General features: G+C 67.0%; 10 protein-coding genes. 3 read left to right on the forward strand and 7 right to left on the reverse strand.

Features of this window, described 5'->3' with window-relative positions; all coding sequences use genetic code 11:
- Positions 1–37: 37 nt before the first annotated feature.
- The gene (locus ASF72_RS07780) at positions 38–1,390 is read right to left on the reverse strand and encodes an MFS transporter (RefSeq protein WP_056597872.1); all 1,353 of its coding nucleotides are present in this window, start codon (positions 1,388–1,390) and stop codon (positions 38–40) included.
- A 141-nt stretch (positions 1,391–1,531) separates the two neighbouring features.
- Here ASF72_RS07780 and purH point away from each other — a divergent pair, with 141 nt between their 5' ends.
- Positions 1,532–3,217 (forward strand): bifunctional phosphoribosylaminoimidazolecarboxamide formyltransferase/IMP cyclohydrolase, encoded by a 1,686-nt coding sequence (purH, locus tag ASF72_RS07785; RefSeq protein WP_056597874.1) that lies wholly within the window; start codon positions 1,532–1,534, stop codon positions 3,215–3,217.
- A 64-nt stretch (positions 3,218–3,281) separates the two neighbouring features.
- On the opposite strand, the gene ASF72_RS21205 is transcribed toward purH, so the two are convergent.
- Both ASF72_RS21205 and ASF72_RS07795 read right to left on the reverse strand, forming a co-directional pair.
- Entirely contained in the window at positions 3,282–3,410 is a 129-nt protein-coding gene (locus tag ASF72_RS21205) for a hypothetical protein (RefSeq protein ID WP_268760268.1), read from the reverse strand.
- Positions 3,411–3,450: 40 nt separating this feature from the next.
- Positions 3,451–4,425: a trypsin-like serine peptidase gene (locus ASF72_RS07795; RefSeq protein ID WP_157370938.1), complete on the reverse strand. Its 975-nt coding sequence runs from the start codon at positions 4,423–4,425 to the stop codon at positions 3,451–3,453.
- Between the two features lie 323 nt (positions 4,426–4,748).
- On the opposite strand from ASF72_RS07795, the gene ASF72_RS07800 reads away from it, so the two are divergent.
- On the forward strand, positions 4,749–6,968 hold the full coding sequence (locus ASF72_RS07800; RefSeq protein WP_056597879.1) for an NADP-dependent isocitrate dehydrogenase: 2,220 nt from the start codon (positions 4,749–4,751) through the stop codon (positions 6,966–6,968).
- 131 nt (positions 6,969–7,099) lie between these two features.
- Here the strand turns inward: ASF72_RS07800 and ASF72_RS07805 are convergent, their stop codons facing one another.
- Positions 7,100–7,972 carry an EamA family transporter gene (locus ASF72_RS07805; RefSeq protein ID WP_050684866.1) on the reverse strand — a complete coding sequence of 291 codons (873 nt, stop codon included), beginning with the start codon at positions 7,970–7,972 and terminating at the stop codon, positions 7,100–7,102.
- 83 nt (positions 7,973–8,055) lie between these two features.
- Here ASF72_RS07805 and ASF72_RS07810 point away from each other — a divergent pair, with 83 nt between their 5' ends.
- The gene (locus ASF72_RS07810; protein WP_050684867.1) at positions 8,056–8,979 is read left to right on the forward strand and encodes a LysR family transcriptional regulator; all 924 of its coding nucleotides are present in this window, start codon (positions 8,056–8,058) and stop codon (positions 8,977–8,979) included.
- Positions 8,980–9,065: 86 nt separating this feature from the next.
- Here ASF72_RS07810 and ASF72_RS07815 read toward each other — a convergent pair whose 3' ends face one another.
- The 3 genes from ASF72_RS07815 to ASF72_RS20310 all read right to left on the reverse strand — a co-directional run.
- A complete protein-coding gene (locus ASF72_RS07815; RefSeq protein WP_082484145.1) occupies positions 9,066–9,653 on the reverse strand; it encodes a hypothetical protein in 588 nt (195 codons plus the stop codon).
- Positions 9,650–10,825, reverse strand: coding sequence for a serine/threonine-protein kinase (locus ASF72_RS07820; protein ID WP_056597881.1), 1,176 nt, complete (start codon positions 10,823–10,825; stop codon positions 9,650–9,652). Before ASF72_RS07820 ends, ASF72_RS07815 begins: the two co-directional genes overlap by 4 nt.
- A 154-nt stretch (positions 10,826–10,979) precedes the next feature.
- On the reverse strand, positions 10,980–11,586 hold a 607-nt coding region (locus tag ASF72_RS20310; RefSeq protein WP_442854157.1), incomplete at its 5' end, for a hypothetical protein.

Consider the following 11,586-nt stretch of genomic DNA (forward strand, 5'->3'; position numbering starts at 1 on the left):
AGGTTGGGAGGGGAGGGGCGGAGGGGGGGGAAAGGGGTCAGTCCAGCCGGCGCTGCTTGGTCTCCGGCGACGAGAACGCCATCCACACCACTGCGAGCACAATCAGCCCGCCGGCCAGGGCGAAGGAGGTCGCGAGGCCCAGCTCCGGCCAGAAGTAGTTGGCGAAAATGAGCGGCCCGAACCCGGCGCCGAGCCGCGAGAACGTTGACGCCCAGCCGAAGCCCGTTCCCCGCAGCTCCGTTGGGTACAGCTCGGACACGTAGGCGTATAGGACCGGAATGGCCACCTGCACCACAAACCCGAACACCAGCAGCCAGAACACCGCGGCCGTGGGAATGTCCACCACAAACGCGACAATCACCAGGGTCAGGGCTGACAGCGGGCCGGTGATGGCCAGGATCCACTTGCGGCCCACGCGCTCCACCAGCAACGCCGCCACAATAACGCCAAGGAGTCCGACGGCGGCCATGGACGCCGTGGTCACAAAGGCCTTGTACTCGGCGAACCCGGCCTGGATCAGGATCCGGGGCATCCACGTCAGGGACAGGTAGTAGACCAGCAGGATGCTGAAGAACAGGGACCAGGCAGTCGCTGTGATCTTCCAATTGAACTGCCACACCGCCCGGAGCTGGTGCCAGGCGCTGCCGGCGGACAGCCGCGGCACGTCCTGGGCTTCGGGCAGGCTGTAGGCCCGCGGCTCCGCTCCGGTGGCCGCCACCAGCCCGTCAATCACCTTGGCAGCTTCGTCGCGGCGGCCCTTCCGGATGAGGAACAGCGGGGACTCGGGGACACTGCGCCGGACCCAGAACACCAGCAGGGCCGGGAGCACCATCACCAGCATGGTCAAGCGCCAGTCGCCGTAAAGGGCCACCAGTCCGGCCGAGACAAAGCCGGCCAGGGCGGCACCCACCGGCCACCAGCCGTCCATCGCGGTGAGCACCTTGCCGCGTTGCTTGCGTGGGGTGAACTCTCCCACCAGCGCGTAATCCACCGGAATGCAGCCGCCCAGGCCAAACCCGGCCATGAACCTGAAAATGCAGAACCAGATGAAGTCGGGGGAGAACGCGCCCAGCACCGTGAAGATGGAGAAGATCAGCAGCGTGGCGGTGAACGCCTTTTTACGCCCGATGGTGTCCGCGATGGTTCCCCAAACGAAAGCGCCGACGGCCATTCCGATGAGGTTGGACGTGCCCACCCACGCCACCTCGCCGGCGGACAGGGCCCAGTGTGTTGAGAGCAGCGGGATCAGGATCCCGTTGAGGGTGACATCCCAGGCGTCGAACATAAAGCCGAGGCCACCGATCACGAAGATCCTGCCCTGGACTTTCCAGCGCCACGGCAGTTCCTGGACCACCTGTTCGCCGCTGGGCACAGTGGTGTAAGTATTCATTGCAGCCTCCTGGGAAAACCATAGCGCCGCCCGCTGACGTTCACACTGCCGGCGCCACGCGGAGCAATCGCCGCTTCGCGATAAACTGGCGGTATCCCCACCAACCGCGGCACTGTGCCGCGAGAAAAGACGGAGACATCTGTGAGCTTTACGCAGCATGAGCGCGTGTCCATCGACCGAGTCCCCATCCGCCGGGCCCTGATCTCGGTCTACGACAAGACCGGCCTGGAGGAGCTCGCCGCCGGCCTGCACGCAGCCGGCGTGAAGCTGGTGTCCACCGGTTCCACCGCCAAGAAGATCGCCGCCGCCGGCATCCCCGTCCAGGAGGTCGAGGAAGTCACCGGTTCGCCGGAGATGCTTGATGGCCGCGTCAAGACCCTGCACCCGCGCGTGCACGGCGGCATCCTCGCCGACCGCCGCGTCCCGGCCCACATGGAAACCCTCGCAGGCATGGAAATCGAGGCCTTCGACCTGGTGGTGGTGAACCTCTACCCGTTCGTGGAGACCGTCAAGTCCGGCGCCGCGCAGGACGACGTGGTGGAGCAGATCGACATTGGCGGGCCCGCCATGGTGCGCTCGGCAGCGAAGAACCACGCCGCCGTCGCCATTGTTGTTGACCCCACCTTTTACGGTGCCGTGGTCACCGCCGCGGCTGAAGGCGGCTTCGACCTGAAGACACGACGCCGGCTGGCCGCCAAGGCGTTCGCGCACACCGCGTCGTACGACACCGCCGTGGCCAGCTGGACGGCCAGCCAGTTCCTGGACGAGGACGGCGACGGCATCGTCGACTGGCCCGCCTACGCCGGCCTCTCGCTGGAACGCTCCGAGGTACTCCGCTACGGCGAAAACCCGCACCAGCAGGCAGCCCTGTACGTGGATAAGGCCGCCCCGGCCGGCATCGCCCAGGCCGAGCAGATCCACGGCAAGGCCATGAGCTACAACAACTTCGTGGACGCCGATGCCGCCCTCCGCGCAGCGTTCGACTTCACCGAACCGGCAGTGGCCGTCATCAAGCACGCCAACCCGTGCGGTGTCGCAGTAGGCGGGGCGGACGCCGAAGATCCCATCGCCGACGCCCACGCCAAGGCCCACGCCTGCGACCCCGTGTCGGCTTTCGGCGGCGTAATTGCCGCGAACAGCACCGTCACCGCCGGCATGGCCCGGACAGTGGCCGGCATCTTCACCGAGGTGGTCATTGCCCCGTCCTTCGAGCCCGAAGCCGTGGAGATCCTCTCCAAGAAGAAGAACATCCGCTTGCTGGCCCTGCCGGAAGGCTACGGCCGCTACCCGTCAGAAATCCGCCAGGTATCCGGCGGCGTGCTGGTGCAGATGGCCGACAAGGTGGACGCCGACGGCGATAACCCCGCCAACTGGACCCTCGCAGCAGGTGCGGCAGCAGACGAGAAGACACTCGCCGACCTCGCCTTCGCCTGGACCGCCTGCCGGGCAGCCAAGTCCAACGCGATCCTGCTGGCGAACGACGGCGCGGCCGTCGGCATCGGCATGGGCCAGGTCAACCGCCTGGACTCCTGCCGCCTCGCCGTGGAGCGGGCCAACACGCTGGGCATCACCGTTGACTCGGATGTCGACGGCGCCGGCGGAGCCTCAAACGCCGATTCCACCGGTGCCCCGCAGCGCGCCCGCGGTGCGGTGGCAGCGTCGGACGCGTTCTTCCCGTTCGCCGACGGCCTGCAGATCCTGATCGACGCCGGCGTCCGCGCCGTGGTCCAGCCCGGCGGCTCCGTCCGTGACGAGGAAGTGGTGGCAGCGGCCAACACCGCCGGCATCACGATGTACTTCACGGGAGCGCGGCACTTCTTCCACTGACATGAACGACGGCGCCCGCCCCCTTCTCAGGGGACGGGCGCCGTCGCTGTTTAATCAGTCCGCCTCAGGAGCCGGGGTGCGCGGCGTCCGGATCAGCATCATCCGGGGCCGGCCGCCGCAGGTCCGGGGGAGTTGCCTCCGCCATCCGCTGCTCCGTCCAGTACGCGAGGATCTCCCCGGCTGACTGGCTCACGTCGCTGTGGCTGACGGTTTCCGGGTGGGCCGGGGTCCGGTCAGGATGCTGCCGCGGTGGCATACGTCTGCTGGATCACGGTGCCCCAGTACGGGCCGTACATTTTGGTGGAGTTCTGGCCGTAGCCGTAGCTGTTGACGGAGTTCTGCTTGCCGGTGGAGCTGCTGCCCACAAACCAGGGGCCGCCTGAGGAACCGCCGGTCATGTCGCAGGGGATGCCCTGGGTGGTGCCGCCGGGGTTGACGGTGTCGTTCGTGGCGGTTCCAGCGCAGCTCTTGAGGGTCTGGCCGTTGAACGGGGAGGCGGCCGGGTAACCGAAGGCCTTGTAGGTCAGCCCGCGGGCGGCGTTGAACTGGACCCCGGAGGCGCCCACGGTGTCGGCGAGGGTGCGGCCGTTGAGCGGGGAGACCACGGCGAAGCCGGTGTCGTACTGGATGTTGCCCTGGCCGGTCCACTGCGCGGGGGCGTAGAGGGCCTTGGCCGCCCACTTGCCGTACGGTGCGGCGCCGTTGTTGTAAGCGGGAACAAAAACGAAATTGGTGACAAACGCGCCGGGGCCCTCGTTGAGGCAGTGGCCGGCGGTGGACACGGTGCTCTTGTTGGTGGCTGCCACGGAGTTGCCGGAGCACACGTAGTTCTGGCCGCCCTGGGTGAAAAAGATCTTGCCGATGTGGGCCACGGGGGATTCGCTGGCGGCCTTCAGGACCGGGGTCTTGGCGGCAAGGGGTTCTACGGTGGTGGGAGCGCCCTTTGCCACCAGCGCACGGTCCAGGCCAAGGGAGCGCTGCACTGCGCGGTTGGCCCGCTGGTCCGCAGGGACGGCGGTCAGCATCCGGTCGGCGGTCCAGTAATCGGCTGCGCCTGCGGACTCGACGGCGGTGCCGGTGACGGAAGGGGCTGACTTGTCCTCGGCGGGAGCCGGGGCAGCGGTGGCTGATCCTGCGGCGCTGAGTGCCAGAATGGCTGCTGCTGAAAGGCTCAGGAGGCTGGTGGCCAGAGACTTGGTGCGAGTCATAGTTGTCCTGTCTGAACGTTTGGGCCGGCCCGTGGGGTTGGGCCGGTGTGACTTAGGGAACATATCCGGATATGACAAGTTTGTAAATAGTAGTGACATCTCATGTATTGCTCGTGGGTGGGCTATGCCGGCCAGCGCACGACGACGGCCGGGCACCCGGGTGCGTGCCGCCGTCGTGCGTTCTCCATCGCTGTAGTCCGGCTCCCCGCCGCGGTAACGCATGTGTCCCGGTAGGGTTCAAACCCGCGTCCTCGGGTAAGTTGTACTTGGTGAAATAGACAAAAATTTCACAACCAAGCCGACCTTCAGGGAGACGCCCGCGCATGTCCAAGATCATCTACACCCACACCGACGAAGCGCCGATGCTGGCTACCTATTCGTTCCTGCCCATCATCGAGGCGTTTGCTTCGACTGCAGGTGTGGAGGTGGAGACCCGCGACATTTCGCTCGCCGGCCGCATCATCGCCGTGTTCGGTGACTACCTGACGCCGGAGCAGCAGAGCGGCGACGCCCTCGCCGAACTTGGCGAACTGGCGAAGGCGCCGGAAGCCAACATCATCAAGCTGCCCAACATCAGCGCCTCCATTCCGCAGCTGAAGGCCGCCATTGCAGAGCTGCAGGGCCAGGGCTACGCGCTGCCGGATTACCCGGACAACCCCTCCTCGGACGAGGAAACCGCCGTGCGCTCGCGGTACGACAAGATCAAGGGCTCCGCTGTGAACCCGGTGCTGCGCGAGGGTAACTCGGACCGCCGCGCGCCCCTGTCCGTCAAGAACTACGCCCGCCAGAACCCGCACTCCATGGGCGCCTGGAGCCCCGACTCCAAGACCAACGTTGCCACCATGGACGAAAACGACTTCCGCTCCAACGAGAAGTCCGTGGTGATCGGCGAGGACGGCACCATCGCCATCCAGCTGGTCCGTGAAGACGGTTCGGTCAAGGTCCTGAAGAAGGCTTTCCCCGTCCTGGCCGGCGAGGTCATCGATGGCACCGTGATGCGCGCCGCCGCCCTGGACGAATTCCTCAAGGCCCAGGTGGCCCGCGCCAAGGAAGAAGGCGTCCTCTTCTCCGCGCACCTGAAGGCCACCATGATGAAGGTCTCCGACCCCATCATCTTCGGCCACGTGGTGAAGGCTTACTTCTCGGAACTCTTCGAGACCTACGGCAAGCAGCTTGCAGCTGCCGGCGTGAGCCCTAATAACGGCCTCGCCGCCATCCTCAGCGGCCTGGACGACCTGCCCGCGGACGTCCGCGAAGGCGTCCAGAACCTGATCACCAAGGGCCTCGAAGACGGCCCGGCGCTGGCCATGGTGGACTCGGACAAGGGCATCACCAGCCTGAACGTCCCCTCTGACATCATCGTGGACGCATCCATGCCCGCCATGATCCGCAGCTCCGGCCACATGTGGGGCCCGGACGGCCAGGAAGCCGACACGCTGGCAGTCCTCCCGGACAGCTCCTACGCCGGCATCTACCAGGTTGTCCTGGACGACTGCCGCGCCCACGGCGCCTACGATCCCACCACCATGGGCACGGTCCCGAACGTGGGCCTCATGGCGCAGGCCGCCGAGGAATACGGCAGCCACGACAAGACCTTCGAGCTCCAGGAAGCGGGAACCGTCCAGATCGTCGACGGCGCCGGCACCGTCCTGATCGAACACACCGTTTCCGAAGGTGACATCTGGCGCGCCTGCCAGACCAAGGACGCCCCGATCCGCGACTGGGTCAAGCTGGCCGTCACCCGCGCCCGCGCTTCCCAGACGCCCGCGGTGTTCTGGTTGGACGAAACCCGCGCGCACGATGCCAACCTGATTGCCAAGGTCAACGAGTACCTCAAGGACCACGACACTGACGGCCTGGACCTGCAGATCCTCTCGCCGGTCAAGGCCACCGCCTTCACCCTGGAGCGCATCCGCAAGGGCGAGGACACCATCTCCGTCTCCGGCAACGTCCTCCGCGACTACCTCACGGACCTGTTCCCCATCCTGGAACTGGGAACCAGCGCCAAGATGCTCTCCGTGGTGCCGCTGATGAACGGTGGCGGACTCTTCGAAACCGGCGCCGGCGGATCGGCCCCGAAGCACGTCCAGCAGCTCATCAAGGAAAACCACCTGCGGTGGGACAGCCTGGGCGAGTTCCTGGCCCTGGCCGTCAGCTTCGAGCACCTCGCCACCACCACGGGCAACGCCCGCGCGCAGGTCCTGGCCGACACGCTGGACCGCGCCACCGGAACCTTCCTGCTGGAAAACAAGTCGCCCAGCCGCCGCGCCGGCGAGTTGGACAACCGTGGCAGCCACTACTTCCTGGCCCGCTATTGGGCTGAGGAACTGGCCAAGCAGACGGCCGACGCCGACCTGGCCGCCTCGTTCAGCGCCATCGCCGGGGAGCTCTCCGCCAAGGAGGAAACCATTGTGGGCGAGCTCGCCGCAGTACAGGGTTCCGCCGTTGACGTGGGCGGGTACTACCACCCGGACAGCGCCAAGGCATCCGCCGTGATGCGGCCGTCCGCCACGCTCAACAAGGTCATTTCCACGCTGGGCTAACCTTCACGCCCTGCTGAAGTGGCGCCGTCCCGGACCGGGGCGGCGCCACTTTTTGTTTTTTTGTTGGTGGGATGGATTGGCCTGGCTTGATTTGGCGCTGGCGGCTTCCGTTAGGCGTCTGCCGTCTGCCGTCAGGCGGCGACCGGCTGGCGCGTCCGGCCCGGCTGGAGGGTCACGCCGACGCCGGCCGCCACCACCAGTGCCACGCCCAGCAGTGCAATCAGCCCCGGAGCCTGGCCCAGCACCACAAAGCCGACGGCGGCGGCGATGGCAGGTTCCAGGCTCATCAGGGTGCCGAACACGGAGGCTTTCAAGCGGCGGAGGGCCAGCAGTTCCAGGCTGAACGGGATCACCGGCATCAGCAGGGCCAGGCCCGCGCCCACCAGCAACAACTGCCAGTCAAGGTGGGCGAAGACGGCCGGCCCCACCACCACGGTGGCAGCCACAGCGGCGACGGGCATCGAGACGGCCAGCGCCTGGAGGCCGCTGACCTCGTCGCCGGCCTTTTGGGTGAGGAGGATGTAGCCGGCCCAGCAGGCCGCGGCGCCCAGCGCCATCAGCACTCCGGCCAGATCGGTGCCGCCATGCCATGGTTCGGTCAGGGCCAGCACGCCCACGGCAGCAACCACGGCCCACCAGCGACCTGCTGTCCTGCCCCTGATGACGGCAACGGACAGCGGCCCCAGGAATTCCAGGGCGCTGGCGGTGCCCAGCGGAATCCGCACGGCCGCCGCCATAAACAAAAGTGTCATGCCGGCGGTGACGACTCCCAGCGCCACGCAGGTGAGCAGGCCCGACCGGGTGAACCGGGAGCGCCACGGTCGAGTGAATGCCACGAGGATCACGGCGGCCCAGGCCAGCCGCAACCACGCGACGCCGTCCGCGCCCAGCCTGTCGCTCAGTCCGATGGAGGCTGCCAGTCCGAGCTGGACGCAACACATGGCTGCGCCAGCCATTGCTGTTCCGGTCCGGGCGCTGGTGTGTTCTTTGTGTGTGCTGGGCATCCGTCCAGTAGACCGGAACTGTCTGTTGGCGTCCACGTGACAAAGATGCATAAACCGTCCACAAATCATGCACAATTGGGTTTATGGAAACGCGGCGCCTCGAAGTACTGCTCGAACTCTCTCGCCAGGGGTCGATGCGCCACGTGGCGGATATCCTGGGCACCACCACCTCCACCGTCTCCCAGCAGATCGCGGCTTTGGCGCGCGAAGCCGGAACCCCGCTGCTGGAACCGGTGGGCAGGGGAGTGCGGCTCACCCCGGCAGGCCGCCGGCTGGCCCATCATGCCGGCCTCATCGTCGCGGCCGTCAACGCTGCCACTGCCGAACTGGACCCTGCAGCGGAGCCTGCCGGTACCGTGCGCGTGGCCGGCTTCGTCACCGCAGTCCGCAGCATCATCATGCCGATCGTGGGTGACCTGGCCGGCAGCCACCCGGATGTGAAGATCGAGGTCCGGGAGCACGAACCGGCCGAGGCGCTGGCCCTGCTGGCTGCCGACGAGGTGGACCTGGCGCTGACCTACGATTACACGCTGGCGCCGGACAGGGCCGGCAGGGAGTTTGATTCCATCGCGTTGTGGAGCACGCTGTGGAGCCTGGGCGTGCCGGACTCCGCGGCCGCTGTCAGCGGGACTGCACAGGAGATTTTTTGGTCCCTGCGGGAACGGGACTGGATCGGCAATTCCCGGAACCGGGCTGATGAGGAGGTCCTGCGGCTGATTTCTTCCATGGCGGGTTTCGAGCCCCACGTCAGGCACCAGGCAGACAGCCTTGATCTTGTGGAGGACCTGATTGTCGCAGGAATGGGTGTGGGGCTTTTGCCGGCCAACCGGAGGCCCGCCCCGGGCGTCAGCCTGCTCCCGCTGGCGGACCCCGCAGTCCGGATGCGTGCTTACGCCCGGACCAGGCCCGGCAACAGTTCCTGGCCGGCACTGGCTGCTGTCCTGGGACTCGTCACCGGCCGGGCTGCAACCCTGCCGGACCTGGGCACCCCGGCCGGTACGGACTGACGGAACAACTGACCAGCCGGACGTCCCCCGCACGCCGGGCGGCCGCCGTCGTCAGCGGATGGGTGGGGCGGCGACCAAACGCGGCTCTAGTTTTTGTCCTTGCCTTTGCCTTTGTCCCCGCCGTCGTTGCCGTTCCCGTTATTGGAGCCGCTGTCGTTGCCGTTATCGCCGGAGTTGGAGTCGCTGTTGCCGCTGCCTGGGTCCGGGGCAGGCGCCTCCGTGGCAGCCGGAGCCGGCACAACGGTCTCCGGCGACGCGGGTGGTTCCGTGGCGGCCTTTTCCGCCGCTGCCTTCTCAGCCGCCGCCTTCTCCGCCGCAATCCTGGCGTCCTCGGCAGCTTTCTGGGCCGCCGCCAGGTCCGCCTGCAGGTCGGCGCGGACACCGTCGGCGATCGTGGTGACGCTCTTATGCCGCTCCGTGGAGATCTGGCCCTTCGCCAGGGCAGCATCCAACTCCGCGTCCAGGCTGTCCAAGGCCTTGAGCGCCGCGTCCGGGTCATTCTTCGCCGACGCCTGGGTCACTTCCAGGACGCGTTCCTGGAGTTGCCGGGCAGTGTCGCGCTGCAGCCCTGTTTCGCCGCCGGAGCAGCCGGCCAGCAGGCCCAGCGCAAGGAGGGCGGCGGACCAGATCACCGGGATCCGTCGCCAACGCTTCGGAGGGAGGGACGTTCTCATGGTTCCACGCTCCTTTGCAGGTTCTCAAGCTGGTCGCCCAGGGTGCCGGTTACTTCGGGATAGGGCACAACGCCGGACGCATCGGGAAGCAGGTTCAGAAGGACAAAGATGACTACCACCGCGAATGCCGCCAGAAGGGCGAGGATCAGCCCGAGCCGGGACCTCCACTTCGGGCGTGGTTCACTGGGGGTGTCCGACGCGGGCGGCAGCGTCTGGGATCCAGTGCTTTCCGTGGTCTCCTCGACCGTGACGGATGGCGGGTGGAAGGGCATGGCCGGGAGTACCCTGGTGGTGTCCGAAACGAGCCCGCCGGGTGTGGACTCCGGTGAGATGAGGGCCTGCCGCAGCGACGCTTCGATGTCGGCCGCTGCGGGCCGCTCCAAGGGTTCGATCGAGGTCATGGAGCGGAGCAGGTCGGCCCATTCGCCGGGCAGGTCGTCCGGGATCTCCGGGGCACGGTGCAGCCGCGCCACTGCTGATTCGATCGCGCTGCCGGGGTACTCCACCACACCCTTGATGCATTCCAGGAGGACAAGGCCCAGCGAGTAGATATCCGTTGCGCCGGTCAGCGGTTCGCCCTGGGCCTGCTCGGGGCTGAGGTAGGCTGCCGTTCCCACCATGGTTCCCGTAGAAGTCAGCCGGGTGGCATCAACGATCCTGGCAATGCCAAAGTCAGTCAGTTTGGGCCGCACGGGCTCTCCCGGCCGGTTCTGCACCAGCAGGATGTTCCCGGGTTTGATGTCGCGGTGGATGATGCCGAGGCCGTGGACGTACGCCAACGCGTCGGCAATGCCGGCGCCGATGACAGAGAGCTCGTCCAAGGGCACCAGGCTGTGCCTGATGCGGCTGCGCAGGTCCTGGCCCGCCACGAGTTCCATGGTGAGGAACGGTCGTGGTTCGTCAGGAACCCTTTCGTCGGTTCCGGCGTCGAACAGGGTGACCAGCCCGGGATGGTTCAGCGTCGCCAGAAGCTGGATTTCCGCTTCCTGCCGCTTCAGGTCATCGGCGTCCGGAGCCTGCGGTGCGAAGAGTTTGAGGGCCACGTCGCGGCCCAGATTTTCGTCCCGGGCGCAGTACACGGCGGACATCCCGCCGCGACCAATCACCTCACCCAACCGGTACCGGCCGCCGACCATCTCCTGTGTGATGGAACTGGGCACTTCCGCCACCATGACGTGTTCCTCCTGGTAGCTGCGGGGATCCTGTACGCAAAAGTATACGTCCGGGGGCCGCTCCGGTAACTGATGAGGCGCCGCGGGCAGGGTCTGCCCGCGGTTCAGCAACTCCTTTCGGGCTGCGGAACCGCGGGCTTCGCCTGGTGCACCCCTACGACATACGGCGCCTGCGGAGTATCAGGATTCCAGCCGTCAGCAGCAGGAGTGCCAACGGCAGCAGCCCTGCGTCAAGGCCGGTGTTGGCCAGGGTTTTTGCGCCCTGGGTGTTGGAACCCTGTGCGTTGACGCTCTGGTTGGCCGCGGCTCCCGTGGCTCCCGTGGCGGTGTCGACTGCTATGACGCCCGCCACGGCGGTGGAACCCGCAGGTGCTGCGCCAGCGCCGGTGCCCGGTGCCTCGGTGCCTGGCATCTCAGTTCCGGTACCCGGTGCCTCAGTGCAGGGTGTTTCGGTGCCCGGGGTTTCGGTGCCGGGTGTTTCGGTGCCTGGCATCTCAGTTCCGGTACCCGGTGTCTCAGTGCCGGGTGTTTCCGTGCTGGGTGTTTCAGTGCCCGGGGTTTCGGTGCTGGGTGTTTCAGTGCCCGGGGTTTCGGTGCCGGGTGTTTCCGTTCCTGGGTTTTCGGTGCCCGGGGTTTCCGCACCCGGTGCCTCAGTCCCGCCACCGATGCCAACATCAACCACGACATCAATGCCGTTGTTGCCGCCGAGGTCGATGTCGACGACGGCGTCTACGAGTCCGCCGGGTGTGGTGGTCGGTGGG

It is taken from the genome of Arthrobacter sp. Leaf141 (genome assembly GCF_001424565.1).
Lineage (GTDB): Bacteria > Actinomycetota > Actinomycetes > Actinomycetales > Micrococcaceae > Arthrobacter.

Coding starts and splice junctions, on each gene's coding strand:
- ASF72_RS07780 (WP_056597872.1), bottom strand. CDS start 1,390: ATGAATACTTACACCACTGTGCCCAGCGGCGAACAGGTGGTCCAGGAA.
- ASF72_RS07795 (WP_157370938.1), bottom strand. CDS start 4,425: ATGACTCGCACCAAGTCTCTGGCCACCAGCCTCCTGAGCCTTTCAGCA.
- ASF72_RS07800 (WP_056597879.1), top strand. CDS start 4,749: ATGTCCAAGATCATCTACACCCACACCGACGAAGCGCCGATGCTGGCT.
- ASF72_RS07805 (WP_050684866.1), bottom strand. CDS start 7,972: ATGCCCAGCACACACAAAGAACACACCAGCGCCCGGACCGGAACAGCA.
- ASF72_RS07810 (WP_050684867.1), top strand. CDS start 8,056: ATGGAAACGCGGCGCCTCGAAGTACTGCTCGAACTCTCTCGCCAGGGG.
- ASF72_RS07815 (WP_082484145.1), bottom strand. CDS start 9,653: ATGAGAACGTCCCTCCCTCCGAAGCGTTGGCGACGGATCCCGGTGATC.
- ASF72_RS07820 (WP_056597881.1), bottom strand. CDS start 10,825: ATGGTGGCGGAAGTGCCCAGTTCCATCACACAGGAGATGGTCGGCGGC.